Annotated in this window: 14 protein-coding genes; 4 read left to right on the top strand and 10 right to left on the bottom strand. The window is 71.3% G+C overall.

The features are described 5' to 3' along the window. The first annotated feature begins 324 nt into the window (after positions 1-324). On the top strand, positions 325-1,821 hold the full coding sequence (locus WME76_RS44865; protein WP_437962353.1) for a carboxypeptidase regulatory-like domain-containing protein: 1,497 nt from the start codon (positions 325-327) through the stop codon (positions 1,819-1,821). A 510-nt stretch (positions 1,822-2,331) separates the two neighbouring features. Continuing rightward, positions 2,332-3,456, top strand: a complete 1,125-nt coding sequence (locus tag WME76_RS44870; RefSeq protein WP_437962354.1) for a glycoside hydrolase family 5 protein — start codon at positions 2,332-2,334, stop codon at positions 3,454-3,456. Between the two features lie 93 nt (positions 3,457-3,549). Here WME76_RS44870 and WME76_RS44875 read toward each other — a convergent pair whose 3' ends face one another. The 9 genes from WME76_RS44875 to WME76_RS44915 form a co-directional block, all read right to left on the bottom strand. Then, a complete protein-coding gene (locus WME76_RS44875) occupies positions 3,550-3,735 on the bottom strand; it encodes a hypothetical protein (protein WP_437289544.1) in 186 nt (61 codons plus the stop codon). A 190-nt stretch (positions 3,736-3,925) separates the two neighbouring features. After that, positions 3,926-5,593 (bottom strand): AMP-binding protein, encoded by a 1,668-nt coding sequence (locus tag WME76_RS44880; protein WP_437962355.1) that lies wholly within the window; start codon positions 5,591-5,593, stop codon positions 3,926-3,928. Next, positions 5,590-6,534: an SAM-dependent methyltransferase gene (locus WME76_RS44885; protein WP_437962356.1), complete on the bottom strand. Its 945-nt coding sequence runs from the start codon at positions 6,532-6,534 to the stop codon at positions 5,590-5,592. The genes WME76_RS44880 and WME76_RS44885 overlap by 4 nt, the downstream gene beginning before the upstream one ends. After that, a complete protein-coding gene (locus WME76_RS44890) occupies positions 6,531-6,899 on the bottom strand; it encodes an acyl carrier protein (RefSeq protein ID WP_437962357.1) in 369 nt (122 codons plus the stop codon). The genes WME76_RS44885 and WME76_RS44890 overlap by 4 nt, the downstream gene beginning before the upstream one ends. Before the next feature lie 134 nt (positions 6,900-7,033). Continuing rightward, a complete protein-coding gene (locus tag WME76_RS44895) occupies positions 7,034-8,041 on the bottom strand; it encodes a hypothetical protein (protein ID WP_437962358.1) in 1,008 nt (335 codons plus the stop codon). A gap of 99 nt (positions 8,042-8,140) precedes the next feature. Beyond that, positions 8,141-9,187, bottom strand: a complete 1,047-nt coding sequence (locus tag WME76_RS44900) for a polysaccharide deacetylase family protein (protein WP_061615762.1) — start codon at positions 9,185-9,187, stop codon at positions 8,141-8,143. After that, positions 9,180-10,028 (bottom strand): class I SAM-dependent methyltransferase, encoded by an 849-nt coding sequence (locus tag WME76_RS44905; protein ID WP_437962359.1) that lies wholly within the window; start codon positions 10,026-10,028, stop codon positions 9,180-9,182. Before WME76_RS44905 ends, WME76_RS44900 begins: the two co-directional genes overlap by 8 nt. A gap of 8 nt (positions 10,029-10,036) precedes the next feature. Continuing rightward, on the bottom strand, positions 10,037-10,801 hold the full coding sequence (locus WME76_RS44910; protein WP_437962360.1) for a class I SAM-dependent methyltransferase: 765 nt from the start codon (positions 10,799-10,801) through the stop codon (positions 10,037-10,039). Between the two features lie 308 nt (positions 10,802-11,109). Beyond that, positions 11,110-12,099, bottom strand: a complete 990-nt coding sequence (locus tag WME76_RS44915; RefSeq protein WP_433934569.1) for a transaldolase — start codon at positions 12,097-12,099, stop codon at positions 11,110-11,112. Between the two features lie 114 nt (positions 12,100-12,213). Between WME76_RS44915 and WME76_RS44920 the strand changes: the two genes are divergently transcribed. Further along, positions 12,214-14,169, top strand: coding sequence for a MutS family DNA mismatch repair protein (locus WME76_RS44920; protein WP_437962361.1), 1,956 nt, complete (start codon positions 12,214-12,216; stop codon positions 14,167-14,169). 15 nt (positions 14,170-14,184) lie between these two features. Here WME76_RS44920 and WME76_RS44925 read toward each other — a convergent pair whose 3' ends face one another. Beyond that, complete coding sequence (locus WME76_RS44925) at positions 14,185-15,147, bottom strand: alpha/beta fold hydrolase (protein WP_437962362.1); 963 nt, start codon at positions 15,145-15,147, stop codon at positions 14,185-14,187. Between the two features lie 150 nt (positions 15,148-15,297). On the opposite strand from WME76_RS44925, the gene WME76_RS44930 reads away from it, so the two are divergent. Next, positions 15,298-15,789 (top strand): LEA type 2 family protein, encoded by a 492-nt coding sequence (locus WME76_RS44930; protein ID WP_437962363.1) that lies wholly within the window; start codon positions 15,298-15,300, stop codon positions 15,787-15,789. Positions 15,790-15,797 lie beyond the last annotated feature (8 nt).

Consider the following 15,797-nt stretch of genomic DNA (forward strand, 5'->3'; position numbering starts at 1 on the left):
TGGCGGCGGCGCGGCGCGGCGCGGCGGTCGCGTTTCATGGCCGAGTCGCCGGACGCGGCGGGGGCGGTTGTCGCCTGTCCGCGCACGGCCCGGCCTGCGCGGGATCCGCCGACACCCGAGCAGCGCGCGACACGCGCGGCGCGGCGGTTCGCCCGGGCGGCGGTGAGGCTGAAGGGGAGAGCCGCGTTCACAGGAGGTGAGACGGCAAATCGTGTTCCTGCTCGCAGCCTTGCAGGGTTATCCCTTCCCGGCTCCCCCTCGCCTCGATTACCCTGGGAATGGGCGGAACAGGGCAGACTCGCCCCTCCGCGCCTGGAGGCTCGAATGGGGAGATTGCATAGCAGCGCAGGATGGCTCCTGGCGGCCGCTGCCATGGCGCCGGCCATCATCGCCGGATGCTCTTGCGGCGATTCCGGCGGGACGCTCGGAAATACGTCCGGCGCCGGCGCCGGCGCCGGCCCCGGCGCTGGCGGGGCCGGGCAGGGCGCGGGGAGCGGACTCGGGGGGATGCCTCTTTATCCGGAGACCGGCGGATCAGGGGTCGGGACCGGGTGCGAGGGGCTCGAATGCCAGCAGATCGCCTGCGAGGGCGGTCGCAAGACCACCGTGAGCGGCACGGTGTACGAGCCCGGGGGCCGACTCCCGCTGTTCAACGTGATCGTCTATGTCCCGAACACGGAGCTTGATCCGATCACCGACGGAGCGAGCTGCGACAGGTGCGGCGTGACGCTCTCCGGGGATCCGATCGCGACCGCGCTGACGGACACCAGCGGGCGGTTCGTGCTGGAGAACGTGCCGGTCGGCGAGGACATCCCGCTCGTCGTCCAGCTCGGCAAATGGCGGCGCCGGATCACGCTTCCGCGGGTGGAGGCGTGCGTCGACAACCCGACCGAGGACGGGGACATCCGGCTGCCGCGGAGCAAGGCGGAGGGGCATCTCCCGAAGATCGCGCTGACGACGGGGGGCTCGGATGCGCTGGAGTGCCTGCTCTACAAGATGGGCATCGACGCGTCGGAGTTCACGCCGGAGACGGGCGACGGGCGGGTGAACCTGTTCAGGGGGCGCTCCATCGAGGGCGACACCGCGACGAGCCGGTACCGCGACGCGCTGAACGACGGGGCCTATTTCTCGACGGCGCGGCAGTTCTGGGGCTCGCTCGACAACCTGAGGCAATACGACATGGTGATCCTGTCGTGCGAGGGGTCCGAGTTCAAGGACGACAAGCCGGAGGCGGCGCTGCGAGCGATGTTCGACTACGCCTCCGCCGGGGGGCGCGTGTTCGCGTCGCACTGGCACAACACCTGGCTCCGGCGCGGGCCGGGACGATTTCCTGAGACGGCAGACTGGGAGGAAAAGAGCGATCCCGAGGACGGGCTCCACGTGCTGGTGGACACGACGTTCCCGAAGGGCGAGGCGCTCCGGGACTGGCTCGTCACCGTGGACGCGTCGAAGAGCCCGGGGCAGATCGACATCCAGGATCCGCAGCACTGGGTCAACTCGGTGAACGAGGAGATCGCGACGCGGTGGCTCTTCAACGAGGCCGATGAGGCTTTCAAGGCGGACGCGGGGGTCAAGTACTTCACGTTCAACACGCCGATCGGGTCGCCGGAAGAAGAGCAGTGCGGCCGGTTCGTGTACACGGACATCCACGTGGCGGCGACCGACCTGGCCGGGGCGCCGTTCCCGATCGGGTGCGAGGGTCGCGACGGGAAGCTCCACGAGCTGACGGCGCAGGAGAAGGCGCTGCTCTTCATGCTGTTCGATCTGTCGGCGTGCATCACGCCGGACGACGAGCCGCCGCCTGTGCCTGTGCCCAGATGACCGCGCCCGCGACGGCGCGCGGGAGAAGAGGTGATGGATGCGCCGTTGACCAGGGTGGTCACCCGACCACCAAGGGGAACACCGTAGTCTGCGTGGATCCATGCGGTCCAGACGCCACGCGCAGGGCACAGACGCAGCGCAGCAAGCGCCCGCTCGCAGCGCGCGAGGGCTGGCACGCGTCTTGCGGAAAAATTTCAATTGCTTGCACACCACAGCTCGGCCAGATCGGCGCCCGCGAAGGCTCCGCCTCGCGCCGCGACGGTGGCCGACGGCCGCCTATCGTCGAGAGACATCTCGTATCGCACGGTGTGCCGGACTACATTTTCAGAGTAAATTCAGTCTCTTGACTATGCTGACGCAGAGGGCTTGCCATGGCGCCGGACTGCCCTTTTAATGCCGCGCCATCCGGAACTTCCCTTGGAGGACATGATGAAGAGCGTTTCGCTTGGAGGTGTGCTTGGCAGGTCGACGTGGTCACTCGGCCTGGCGGTGGTTGCGTTGCAGGCAGCCATGATGATCGGCTGCGGTGACTCGTCGACGGACGACGGCGCGGGCGGCGCGGGCGGCGGCGGGGCGACGACGGGGACCTCGGCGACGACGGGGACCTCGGCGAGCTCGACCACCACGGGGACCACGGCGACGACGACGACGACCACGGCGACCTCGGCGAGCTCGACCACCACGACGGGGACCGGGAACATGACGACGACGACGAGCACGAGCTCCGGGATGGTGCCCACGGACGGGACGCCGGTGGAGCGGCACGGGCAGCTCCGGGTCATGAACGGCAACATCGTCGGTGAGCACGGCTCGCCGGTCCAGCTCAAGGGCATGAGCCTGTTCTGGAGCCAGTGGAGCAACTACTACAACGCCGATGTCGTCAACTCGGTCGCGGACAACTGGAAAGCCACCGTCATCCGCGCCGCGATGGGCATCGAGAACGAGGGCGGGTACCTCGAGGACCAGGGCGGCCAGAAGGCCAAGGCGAAGACCGTCGCCGACGCGGCGATCGCGAAGGGCCTCTACGTGATCCTCGACTGGCACGATCACAACGCGCAGGATCACCTGGAGCTCTCGAAGAGCTACTTCCGCGAGGTGGCGCAGACCTACAAGAACGTGCCCAACGTGATCTTCGAGGTCTTCAACGAGCCGCTCAACACGAACAGCTGGTCCAACGTGAAGACGTACGCCGAGGCGGTGATCGCCGAGATCCGCGGCCAGGGCGCCAACAACCTCATCATCGTCGGATCGCCCAACTGGTCGCAGGACGTGGACATCGCCGCGGACAACCCCCTCCGCGATCCGAACGTGGCGTACACCCTGCACTTCTACGCCAGCACGCACAAGGGCTCCCTGCGCGACAAGGCCCAGCGCGCCATCGACAAGGGGCTGGCGCTCTTCGTGACCGAGTGGGGCACCTGCTCGGCCGACGGCAACGGCACGCTCGATCTCGGCGAGTCGCAGACCTGGCTCAACTTCCTGGACTCGCACGACATCAGCTGGGCCAACTGGTCGCTGGGCGACAAGAACGAGGCGTGCTCCGCCCTCAAGCCCAGGTCGAACCCCGCGGGCAACTGGACCGACAACGACCTCACCGACTCGGGCAAGTGGGTGAAGTCGAAGATCGCCGAGTGATCCGCGCGCGGGTCCCGGGGCGCTCGCCCCGGGGACCCGCCCTTCCCGCCGCGAAGCGCAGGGCGCCTGTCGAGCGCGCGCTCGCCGCGCCGCTCACCCGTGCTCTCGCTGGCTCTCCACGGACAGGGGCCGCCCCGCACAGAAGGGGCACTGGTCGTCCGAGCTCCAGTCGTCGTCCTCGAGGCCGAGCGCCCGGATCTGCTCCAGCTCCCATGCGCGCGCCTCGGGCGAGAGCGGGGCGGGACAGGTGGACCTGTGGTCTCTCGGGCGACTCAACATGGACGTTCCCGTTCGGTTGTGCTCCGGAGAGCGATTCCGGGATTTATCGCGCGCAGCCCTGCGACGCCCGCGAAATCGGCCGGATCACGGCGAGTCTGTCCATCGTTGAGGAGAACGAAAAAGCCCGCTCCCGGACGGACAAGCGCCAGACCGCCACGCCACCCCTCAAGGGCTGGTGCGCAGGCGTCCTTCAGCGCATCGCCCGCACCCGCTCCGCCACCTCGCGCCGTCGCAGCTTCCCGCTCGTCGTCTTGGGCAGCTCTCCCGGCGGGACCAGGACGACCTGGTCCACGGTGACCCCGCTCGCCCGCAGCGCCTCCCTCACGCGCTCCGCGAGCCCGGCGAGCTCCGAGGCCTCGGCCCGCGTCTCGGCGACCACGTAGACCGACTCGGTCTGGCGCTCCTCGACGTACACCCCGACCGCGACGACGCACCCGGCCCGGATGCCGTCGACCCGGGACGCGATCTCCTCGATCACCGCGGGGATCATCGTGTGTCCGCCCTTGATGATCACCTCCTTCTTCCGGCCGGTGACGAACAGCGTCCCGCGGTCGACGAACCCGAGATCGCCCGTGCGCAGCCACCCGTCGGACAGCGCCTCGGCCGTCGCCTCGGGCTCGTTGAAATACCCCTCCATCACCGTCTCCGAGCGCACCTCGATCTCCCCCACCGTGCGCTCGGGCACGGGGGCGCGCCCGGCGTCCACGATCCGGAGCTCCGTGCGCGGGATCGGCCTGCCGACGCCGACGAGTTCCAGCGAGAGGGGCCCCGGCGCGGCCTCCTCGACGCGGCCCTCGCGCTCGAGCAGGCCGCGGTCCACCGTGAGCACGCGCGGCGGGGCGAGCAGGTCGGGGAAGGTCACGGCGACCGTCGCCTCGGCCAGCCCGTAGACGGGGAAGAACGCCTCGACGCGGAAGCCGCACGGCGCGAACGCCTCGCCGAAGCGGCGGAGCAAGGCGGGGGAGATCGGCTCGGCGCCGATCATCGCGCACCGCCACGCGCCGAGGTCGAGCCCCGCCTCGACGGCGCGGCGGGCGAGCCCGATGCAGATGGAGTAGGCGCTCGGCGGCCCCAGCGAGATGGCGCCCCGGATGCTCGACATCTCCGCGAGCCACGAGAACGGCCGCGTCCGGAACTCGAGCGGCGAGAGCATGTGCACGGGAAAGTCGTTGAAGAGCGGGAAGAGCAGCCCGCCGACCAGCCCCATGTCGTGGTGGAGCGGCAGCCACGAGACGCCCCCCGCGCCCTCGCCGCGCACCGGGAGCCGCTGGCTCATCGCGTCGAGGTGCAGCATCAGCCGCTCGTGCGGGATGACCACGCCGCGCGGGTGCCCGGTGCTCCCGCTCGTGAGCTGGATCAGCGCCGGGCCGGGCGCGCCCTCGGGATCCGGCAGCGAGCCCGCGACGGGCGCGTCGAGCAGCGGCTCGGCCGCGAGCTGCAGGACGTCGTCCGCCCCGCCCTCGCCCTGCGCGAAGCCGAGGAGCGCGGACGAGACGACGAGCGCGCGCGCGCCGACCCGCGCGGCCGTCCGCCGGAGCTCGCCGAGGAACGCCGCGACGTCCATGAGCCGGTAGGGCACCCCGACCTGGATCGGCACCGCGCCGAGCACCCAGACGCCGAAGAGGCACGGCACCGCCACCTCGACGTCCGTCACGAGCAGCAGCACGCGGTCGCCCGGGCGCACCCCCGCCTCGATGAGGCCCGACGCCGCCGCGCACGCCCGCCGCCAGTACTCCGCCCACGACCAGCCGACGAACTCGCCCTGCTGCTTGTGGTAGAACCCGAACCGTTCCGGCGCGGCCTCGGCGCGCGCCCGGAGCAGGCCCGCGACCGTCCGCGCAGAGGGCCCGCGGCTCACGGCGCGCGCCCCGGCTCGGGCGAGGGCGCGACGCCGAGGCGCTCGCGGCCGCCGCTCTTCGTCGCCACGATCATGTACTCGAGCGCGGTGCGGCGCGCGAAGGAGAGCCGGCCCACGGTCATGTACGTCTGGAGCAGCCGCGAGAAGCCGGGCGCGCGGGCGTCGATCCGGGCGCGGTTCGCGCGCACGTTGTCGATCCACCGGGCGACGGTGTGCACGTACGAGCTCGTGAGATCCTCGACCCGCCGGACGTCGAGGCCGGCCTGCTCGATGAGCCCGAGCTCCTCGGCGAGCGAGATGAGGCGGCAGTAGCCGAGCGCCTGGACGAAGATGTACTGCGTGGCGGCGCTCTCCCGGTCGCCGCGGGCGCGCGCCGGGAAGTAGCAGTCCGAGATGAGCAGGCGGCCGCCCGGGCGCAGCGCGGCGGCGATCTTCTGGTGGATCCGCTCGCGGTTGTGCATGTGGACGATGCTGCCCACGAAGAGCACGGCGTCGAGCGACTCGGGCTCGAGGTCGACGTCCTCGATGTGCGCGAGATCGATGCGGACCCGCCCGGCGACGCCCGCCCTGTCGGCGCGGCGGAGCGCCTCCTGCCGCTGCTTGTCGCTCAGCGTGACGCCGCGGAAGCTGCCGCCGGTGTGCTCGGCGAGATAGATGAGGTTCGAGCCCCAGCCGCACCCCACGTCGAGGACGCGCTCGCCGGGCTGGATGTCGAGCTCGCGACGGACCCAGTCGTATTTGCGCGCCTGCGCCGCCTCGAGGCTCTCGCCGGGATCGAGGAAGATGCCCGTCGCGTAGGCCAGGCGGCTGTCGAGGACCAGGGAGAATATCTCCGGGTCGTTCTGGTAATGGGCGGCCACCTCCCGCCGCTCGTGCTCCCGCTGCTCCTCGGGCGTCCGGGCGGCGGCCTCGCGCTCGGCGCGCGTGCGCGGGGCGATCACGGCGCCCCTCCCCGGCCGCCCCGCGCCGCGAGCTGCGCCTCCACGAAGGCGATCACGTCGCCCACCGTGCTGATATGCGCTTGATCGGGCGCCGCGAAATCGGGCGCCACGATCTGGAATCGCTCCTCCAGCGCGACGTTGACCTCGATGAGCGCCAGCGAATCCACGCCGAGGCCGCTCTCGAGCGACAGGTCGGGAGTCACGGCATCGACGCTCATTCCGCATCGCTCTGCAATGATGGCGCGGACCTCACGGGCGATCTCCGGATCTCCCCCGCCCGCCACCTGCGGCTGCTTGCCCAGCGCCGCCTCGCTCTTGTTCATGCGCTCTCCTGCTCCGGTTTCGGCGCGCGCGACCTTCAGCACGCCAGCGAGAGGAACTCCACGCAAGCGCGGGCCACGGCCGTAATAGGCCGTACCATGATTGCCATTCGTCGTCCATCAAGGATGAGCACGCTCGCCGGCGCCCGCGGCGCCTCGATCCCGGAGCGCCGCGCCGCTCAGTCGCCGAAGTCGCCGAGATCGCCGTCGAACCCGCCGCCGTCATCGACGCCGCCGCCGTCATCGCCCCACGGATCGCCGTCGTCTCCCCCGTCGTCCGCGCCGCCCGCGTCATCGGCGTCGCCGCCGCGATCGCTGTCGTTCAAGAGGCCAGGATCCGCCGCGGCCTCCTGCGCCGTGCCGAGCGGCATGCCCGCGGGGCTCACGAAGACCACGTGAGGCGGCATCATCATGTGCATGAACGACGAGATGAGCATCACGTCCAGCATCATCCCGAGCGGGCTCGGTGGATAATAGACAAGGAACGGGTCATAGGCCGGATGCGTGGGACTTGAAGGCTGCGGCGCGGCCGCGCCGTCGCCCTGAGGCGCGTGCACGACGCGCGCGTCGGCGTGGTGCTGCACCACGCTCGCCTCCGGCATCGCCGCCTTGAGGGCGCCCTCGAGCCGCCCGACGAACGACTCGAACTGCATCCGCGCCGTCTCGAACAGCGCCGGATCCTTCGCGAGCGGCTCGACGCGGCGGCGGTAATCGTCCGCCGACTCGCCGGCTCGCGGCTCGAGGTCCCTCACGCGGCCGCCGACGGAGATGATCCCCGTCGGCTCCTCGTCCGCGTGCTCGGTGCGCGCCCGCGTCTCGATGACGAGGTGCAGCCCCGCCTCTTCGTGCTCGGCGGCGAACCGGAGCTCCTGAAAGCCGCGCCCGAACACGGCGGAGTGCTCGGAGAGCGCGAGCACGAGATCGGGGAGATCGTCCGGCTTGCCGTCGGTGTCCTGGAAGATGACGGTATCGTCGATGACCAGCGAGAGGGCGTTGCCGACCCGGAGCTGGCCGAGCGCCCGCCGCACCTGGTCGACCACGGCCGTGGCCTCGAGCTCGACGCGCATGCGATCGGTGTCGAGGTCCACCGTGGCGCCGAAGCCGCGCTTCAGCCGCTCCCAGACGGTGGGGTTGCGCTGGATGATGCTGCCCTTGAGCGAAACGTGGATCTGTCCGATGAGCCGCATGCGCGCTACTTAGCACCGGCGGGGCGATCCAGGGCGCACCAACGCCGGACCGGCGCCGGACTGGCCACCGCGCCGCCGCGCGGCCGCCGCGCGGCCGCGTCAGCCGAAGTTGAACCGCTGGGCGACGCGCTTGTACGCCTGCTCGACGACGCGGCGGGCGTGGTGGATGGCGTTCGACTGGGGGAACTGCAGGGAGGGCGGCGCGCCCTCGTCCGCCTCGGGCGCCGCGTCGGCGAGCCGGCGCGCGAGCGCGCCCACGGTGTCGACCTCGAAATCCCGCGAGTTCTCCTTGAGGAAGCGGCAAAGCCCGCGGAGCCGCTCCACGTTGAGCCGGTTCGGGTAGCCGCGGCGCTCCGCCGCCGAGTCGAGGAAGTAGAACTCGAAGGAGTGGGTCACCAGCGTGACCTCCTTCACCCCGAGCGCGCGATAGCGCAGGAGACAATGCTTGATCTCGTCGAGCGTCACCGCCGTGATCTGGAGGTGCCTGAAGCGCTTCGTCGGCTCGATGAAGTTCGTGACCGGCAGCTCGTACACCCCGCGCTCGGGCGTCTCGAACAGGCCGAGCCGCGCGCCGGGATACTGCATCTTGCAGTTCTTGGTGAAGTAGCAGGGGTTGTAGTTGCTGCTCAGCACGAGCCCCGCGAGCTTCATCGCGCGCCAGGTGTCGTTGTTCGCGCCGAAGTTGCCGGCGCGGTAGCCGAGCAGCTCGCCCGCCGGGACGCCCGCGCGCACGAGCAGGTCGCGCCCCTCGAGGAGCAGCCGCGTCTGCTCCTCGACCGGGTAGTCGGCGATGTCGTCCGAGACGCGGGGCTCGCCCCGGGAGTGCCAGTCCGCGCGCCGCTGCACCGGGTGGACGTGGAGCTGCACGTCGTGGCCGCGGCCGTGGAGCGCCTGGCACACGTTCGTGAGCCCTTCCATCCCGAAGCTGTACGAGCCGATCGCCTCGACGAAGAACGTCCCGCGCTGCCCGTACGCCTCGAGCTCGCGCATGATGAGCTCGATGCCGAGGGGGTCGCGCTGGTTGACGAAGCGGCCCCAGATGCGGAGGTCGTAGCCCATCGCGGGAGAGACGTTGTCGCCCGTGATGCGCTCTTCGGCGCACTCCACGTCCACGGTAATGTATACCCGCGTCCTCCCGTCAGCCATCGCCTGTACCTCCCTCACCGCGCTTCTGAAGAACCATCGTGATCGTCGGCGCCACGTAGCCCACGTGCATCCCGAGCGGGCCGAGCACCCGGTTCGCCCCGGAGAAGGCCATCAGCTTCGGGCGGGACATGCCCATCTTGGCCTTGAGGTCCACGATGAGCCGGCCCCGATCCTGCTGCGATATGTCCGCATAATCGCCGAACCCCCGCCGGAGCTGCCAGGGAAACACGCTGTAGATCGACCTGCCCGGGAAGAGCGGGCGCAGCGGGCGAGGCACGTAGTTCATGAGCACGCGGCCGCTGTGCTGCTCGACCGGCCAGAGGCGGTTGCTCGTGCCCAGGATGACGATGAACCCCCACTGCTGGAGCACCCGGTCGATCTCGCGCTGGACGGCGCCGAGGGTCCCGGGCGGGACGTACTCGAGCACGCTGTTGCACGAGACGAGCTCGAACTCTCCGTCCGTGAACGGCATCGCGGTCGTGTCGGGGACGTGCAGGACGCGCACCTTGTCCGCGCATCCGTGGCGCTCGGCGTTCAGCTGGGTCAGCTCGACGTACTGGGGGTCGACGTCGATCGCGGTCACGTCCGCGCCCAGGGCGGCGAGGACGACCGCCGTCCCGCCCAGGTGGCAGCCGAACTCGAGCACCTTCTTGCCGCGGACCGACGTGAAGAGGTCGTCGAACGCGTGGCGGCTGTGCCGCCACTCCCAGTCGACGTACCCCCCCACCCACGCGTCATCCGGATCCCAGCCGTGGCGCTGCGCGCATTCGCGGAAGCGACGGTCGGCCTCCGCGTCCAGGACAGCCGGCGGGGAAACGACGGGTTCGGTGGGCTCGGTCATCGGGGAGGTCAGGCGTCCGACGCGCTCACGGCCGGCGCCGGTGCCCTGTAGATGGCGAAGAGGAAGGGGGAAAACCAGGGGTTCGTCTCGCCGGGGACGACGCGGCGCGCGAGCACCTTGGTGGCCGCGACGAGCTTCCGGGCGACACGCCGCGCCAGGAGCGGCGCCTCGTCGTCCAGCCAGAAATCGAAGTGGCCGCCCGTGTAGCGCGCCTGGACGATCTCGGCGCCGTGGCGGCGGGCGGCGGCCTCGAGGAACGGCAGGTTCATGATGCGGGTGTTGTGACCGTTCAGGTTCTTGCGGTCGAACAGCCAGTGGAGCGCCTTCTGCCCGCCGGCGAAGTTCGGCATCCCCACGACCACGGTGCCTCCCGGCTTCACCAGCTCGAAGTGCCGATCCATCACCGATGCCGCGTCCTCGAAGTGCTCGATGAACCCGAAGGAAGCAACAATATCGAATTTTTCCGCGGGTTTCCAGGAGAAGAAGTCCCCCTTCTCGATCCTGCCGACGCGGATGCCGCGCTTCGTGAGCTCGTGCTCGACGATCGACGGGTCGCAGGCGTAATCGAGGCCGTACGCCGTGTACCCGTGGCGCCCGCAGAAGTCGGCGAGGATGCGGCCCGGCGCGCACCCGATCTCGAGGAACGACAAACCCTCGCCGCGCGGCAGGAAGGGCGCGACGTCGTCGTAGATCTCGCAGCCGCCGCCCAGGTCGTCGGCGTCGACGTAGCCCTTCCAGTGGTTCTCCCAGTACTCCTGTGACGTGAGCCTCAAGCGCCGCCTCCTCGATGACCTGCGCCGGGGACAGCTCCACCGGCGACCGGGATAGAGAACCTCATCGGGCCGCGCTCGCCGTCGCGCGCGGCCCGATGCGGCCCCGAGAGCAATCCAGGTTCAGGAATCCTAGAAGACGGCAAGGGCCGCACGCAAGCGAGCCCTCCGCCTTCTTCCATCTCCAGCGTCTCGCGTCTCCACCGCGGCGCGTCTGCGGCGAGGCGCGGGCGCGGCGCGCGGGACGGGGCGTCGGGCCCGTCTCCGCCGGGCCTGGGCGGGCCCCGCGCCCGCGCGCGCCTCGCCCGACCTCAGGACGCGGCCGTCTTCTGGAGGCGCTCGCGGAGCAGGACCTCGAGCGCGGCGAGCGCCTTGGCGAAGCCGTCGATGCCCTCGCTGAGCTTGTCGTTCGCCATCCGGTCGGCGGTGTGCATCGCGCGGAACGTCGCCTCATCCATCGTGATCTTCTCGATGTTCATGGCGCGCGCGGCCGCGGGGTCGAGCTTCCTCGGCAGCTCGCCGCGCGCGGCGGAGAGCTCGGCGAGCAGCTTCGGCGAGATCGTCAGGAGGTCGCAGCCGGCGAGCTCCTTGATCTCGTCGATGTTGCGGAAGCTCGCGCCCATGACCTCGGTCTTGTAGCCGTGCTTCTTGTAGTAGTTGTAGATCTTCGTGACCGAGACGACGCCCGGGTCCTCGGCCGGCGCGTAGCTCGTGCGGCCCGTGTCCTTGAGGTACCAGTCGAGGATGCGCCCGACGAACGGCGAGATGAGCGTCACGCCCGCCTCGGCGCACGCGATCGCCTGGTGCAGCCCGAAGAGCAGCGTCAGGTTGCAGTGGATGCCCTCCTTCTCGAGGACCTCCGCCGCGCGGATGCCCTCCCAGGTCGAGGCGATCTTGATGAGCACGCGCTCGCGCGAGACGCCGGCCTCCTCGTAGAGGCGGATGATGCGGCGGCCCTTCTCGATGGTCGCCTGGGTGTCGTAGGAGAGGCGCGCGTCGACCTCGGTCGAGACGCGGCCGGGGATGATCTTGAGGATGCGCAGGCCGAAGTCGACGGCGAGCCGGTCGAAGGCGAGGCTCACCGCGTCGCCCGGCTCGCCCCCGCGGGCCGCCTCTTTCTGGGCCCACGCGAGCGCGCCGCCCACGATGTCGGTGTACTCGGACATCTGGGCCGCCGCGGTGATGAGCGACGGGTTGGTCGTCGCGTCTTGCGGGCGAAACTTCTCGATCGAGTTGATGTCGCCGGTGTCCGCGACGACGACGGTGTACGCCTTGAGGCGCTCCAGCAGGTTCTGGTCCATGGCGCCATTGTACGAGCAGCCGGGCAGGACGCCTCCAGGCTTTCGTGACCATCGTGTGAGGAGCCGCCCCTCCCGCTGGAAGCACGGCCGGGGGTGGCCTATGGACAGCGCCCCGTGGAGCCGCCCCCCACCTCCGTCGCGCAACGCGTCCTGTCCGCCTACGACGACCGCCTGTCGGTCCTGCGCGCCGAGGCCGGCGCGCTCGAGCGCCGGTCGAGGACGTTCTCGCTCCTGCGCGGGGTCTCGTTCGTGGCCGCGGCCGTGTCCGGGGGGTACGCGCTCTTCGGGGGCGTGCCGCCGTGGGTCACGTACGTCGCCGGGGCGGTGACCGCGGTGTTCCTCGGGCTGCTCGTGGCGCACGCGCGCCTCGTCACCCGGATGACGGAGGTCGAGCAGCGCATCGGGCTCTATGTGCGCGGCAAGCGGCGCGTGGCCGGCGATTTCGCCGATTTCCCGGAGCGGGGCGACCGCTTCGCCGCGCCGGACCACGACTACGCGGGCGATCTCGACGTGTTCGGGCAGGCGTCGCTGTTCCAGCTCCTCGACGTGGCCCAGACCGGCGAGGGGGAGGCCACGCTCGCTGCCTGGCTCACAGAGCCCGCCCCGGCGCCCGAGGTGGCGGCGCGGCAGGAGGCGGTGCGCGAGCTCGCCGGCCTCGGCGCGTTCCGCGAGGACCTCGCCGTGGTGGGCATGCAGGCGGGGGCGCGCGGGCGCGAGGCCGCCCCGCTCATCGCGTGGGCCGAGGCGCCCTCGGGGCTGATCGGCGACGGGGCCCGCGCCGGCGGCATCCCGGTGGGCGCGCTCGTGACGGCGGCGAAGGTGCTCGTGCCGCTGACGCTCGCGCTGCTCGCGGCGCCGCGGCTCCTCCCTGCGGCCGAGCTCGGCCTGCTGCGCCACGCCTGGCTCCTGCCGCTCGGCGCCCAGTTCCTCGTGCTGACGATGCTGCGGCCGGCGATCGCGCCGATCATCGCCGCGGCGTCGTCGCGCGAGGCGCCGTTCGCGCGGTACCGGCCGCTGCTCGCGCGCGTCGAGCAGCAGGCGTTCTCGTCGGCGCTGCTGAACGAGCTCAAGGCGACGCTCGCGGGGCCCTCGGGCGTGCTCGCCTCGCGGGAGATGACGGCGCTCGAGACCCGGGTGGGCTACGCGGACCTGCGCCACAGCGGGCTCATCCACCTGATCGCCGACATCTTCCTGCTCTGGGACGTGTGGTGCGCGCTCGCCCTGGAGCGGTGGAAGCTGCGCGCGGGCCGGCACGTGAAGGCGTGGATGCGGACGCTCGGGCAGGTCGAGGCGCTCGCGAGCCTCGCGACGTTCGCGCACGAGAACCCCGACTACGCGTACCCCGAGGTGCGGGACGGCGAGCCCCGCTTCACGGCGACGCGCCTCGGGCACCCGCTCCTGCCCCGCGACCGCCGGGTGACGAACGACGTCTCGCTGGAGGGCGCGGGCGCGGCGCTGCTCGTGACGGGCTCGAACATGTCGGGCAAGAGCACGCTCCTCCGCGCGATCGGCGTGAACGCCGCGCTCGCCCTCGCGGGCGCGCCGGTCTGCGCGTCGTCGCTGGCGCTGTCGCCGGTCCGCGTCCGGACGAGCATGCGGATCAAGGACTCGCTCGAGCACGGCGTCTCGCACTTCTACGCCGAGCTGACCCGCCTGAAGCGCGTGGTCGACGGGGTGAACGCGGGCGAGCGGGTGCTGTTCCTGCTCGACGAGATCCTCCACGGCACGAACGCGCGGGAGCGCCAGATCGGGGCGAGGGCGGTCGTGCGCCACCTCGTGGAGCAGGGGGCGATCGGCGCTGTGTCGTCCCACGACATGGGGCTCGCCGTGCTGGAGCAGGAGACCTCGGGCCGGGTGCGCAACATGCACTTCGAGGAGCTCGTGGTCGATGACAAGATGACGTTCGACTACACGCTGAAGCCCGGCGTGGTCACGAGCGCGAACGCGCTGCGGCTGATGAGGATCGTCGGGATCGACCTCGACTTCTCGGAGGGCGGGATCGAGGCGGCGCCGGCCGCGGGCATGCCGGCAGCGGTGACGCCGTCGGCGGCCGCGATCACGCGGGATTGATCGCGGATCATCCCGCTACGTCGCAGCCTGACCCGTGCCCTGCTCCAGCGGCACGGCGCGCTCCCCGGCGACGCCTGACGCGGCCGGCGCGCCGGCGGCCGCCGGCGCCGCCGCGCCCGCCCCCCGCGCGAGCACGCCCTCGGCGAACGCGGCGATCCGCGCGGCGAAGCGGCGCGGGTCGTCGACGTGCGGGCAGTGGCCGACGCCCTCGGGCTCCTCGATCTCCGCGTGCGGCGGGAGGTGGCGCCGGTAGTACTCGAGGTTGGCGCTCGGCATCAGGCGGTCCGAGCGGCCCCAGATGAGCAGGATCGGCATCGAGAGCGAGCCGAGCTGCTCGGGGGTGAAGGCGTGGTCGCACCGGGTCGAGCTCGTGAAGGAGACGATGGTCTCGCGCGCGAACATCCGCATGACGTCGCCGGCCACCAGGGGGGTGAACCAGGGGACGCGGTGGTAGAGGCGCGCGAAGAACGCGCGCGCGTCGGCCCGCGACCGCAGCTTGAACGTGCCGAGCAGCGCGGCGAGCTCGGCCTGCTCCATGCAGGCGCCGGCCGGCGACGCGAGCGCCAGGGCGCGCACGCGGTCCGGTGAGCTCAGCGCGTAGTTCACGGCGACCGCGCCGCCGAGCGAGTTGCCGACGACGATGGCGGGCTCGTCGAGCTCGCGGTCGAGCAGCTCGTTCATGGCGGTGCTCAGGCACTCCGGCGTGAACGCCGACGCCGGCGTCGCGCTCCACCCGTGCCCCGGCGCCTCGGCGGCGATGACGCGGCGGGCGCGCCGCCGGAGGCGCTGCAGCACCGGCGCGTACGGGAGCGCCGAGGAGCCGATGCCGTGGAGCAGCACCACGGTCGGGAGCGGGCCGGTGCCCGCGGCATCGTAGAGGTGGAGCTTGCAGACCGACGTCTCGACCCAGCGGCTCTGCACCCCGGATCTGTTCAGCGCCCTCTTGGCGAGGCGCTCGGCGAGCGGGAGGATGCCCATGAGCCGGGCATAGCAGATCGAGGAGATCCAGGCGCGGGCGGAAGGCGGCGGGACGGGCGGCGGAAGGGCGCGCTGCTCGGGCTGCCGCGCGCGCGGCGCTGCGCCCGATTTCCGTTGAGCTCCATGGAATTCCGCGCCACATGTCGTCCCGTGCGATCGCTGCTCCTCGCCGCCGCCGTCACCCTTGTCGCGTGCTCGCGCCCCGAACCGCCGACGCTCAAGCCCGAGGCCGCCGTGGTGACCGCCATCACCGCCCAGGGCATCGACCTCCGGGTCCAGATCCAGGCGTACAACCCGAACGGCATCGACCTCACGACGCGCTCGATGAAGGCGAACGTGGTGCTCGACGGCAAGTACGACGTCGGCACGGTGACCGTGCCCGCGCCGCTCAAGCTGTCCGCGAAGCAGTGGACGCCGATCCAGGTGCCGCTGTCGGTGAAGTGGCAGGATCTCACCAGCATCGCCGCGCTGGGGGCGCAGCGCCGCGGCGTCCCCTACCAGGTGAACGGCACGGTCGCGATCGGCGGCGAGACGCTCAACGTGGACCTGCCGTTCCGCCTCGCGGGGACGATCACGCACGAGCAGCTCATGGCGGCGATCGGGAACTCGCTGCCCGGCCTGGGCCTCCCCGGCCTGCGCTGAGCGAGCGC

It is taken from the genome of Sorangium sp. So ce119 (assembly GCF_051524405.1).
In the GTDB taxonomy this organism is placed as follows: Bacteria; Myxococcota_A; Polyangia; order Polyangiales; family Polyangiaceae; genus Sorangium; species Sorangium cellulosum_G.

Bases quoted from the DNA above. Each gene is read 5' to 3' on its own strand.
- WME76_RS44900 (WP_061615762.1), bottom strand. From the start codon at position 9,187: ATGGCTGACGGGAGGACGCGGGTATACATTACCGTGGACGTGGAGTGC.
- WME76_RS44905 (WP_437962359.1), bottom strand. From the start codon at position 10,028: ATGACCGAGCCCACCGAACCCGTCGTTTCCCCGCCGGCTGTCCTGGAC.
- WME76_RS44875 (WP_437289544.1), bottom strand. From the start codon at position 3,735: ATGTTGAGTCGCCCGAGAGACCACAGGTCCACCTGTCCCGCCCCGCTC.
- WME76_RS44915 (WP_433934569.1), bottom strand. From the start codon at position 12,099: ATGGACCAGAACCTGCTGGAGCGCCTCAAGGCGTACACCGTCGTCGTC.
- WME76_RS44865 (WP_437962353.1), top strand. From the start codon at position 325: ATGGGGAGATTGCATAGCAGCGCAGGATGGCTCCTGGCGGCCGCTGCC.
- WME76_RS44895 (WP_437962358.1), bottom strand. From the start codon at position 8,041: ATGCGGCTCATCGGACAGATCCACGTTTCGCTCAAGGGCAGCATCATC.
- WME76_RS44870 (WP_437962354.1), top strand. From the start codon at position 2,332: ATGATGATCGGCTGCGGTGACTCGTCGACGGACGACGGCGCGGGCGGC.
- WME76_RS44925 (WP_437962362.1), bottom strand. From the start codon at position 15,147: ATGGGCATCCTCCCGCTCGCCGAGCGCCTCGCCAAGAGGGCGCTGAAC.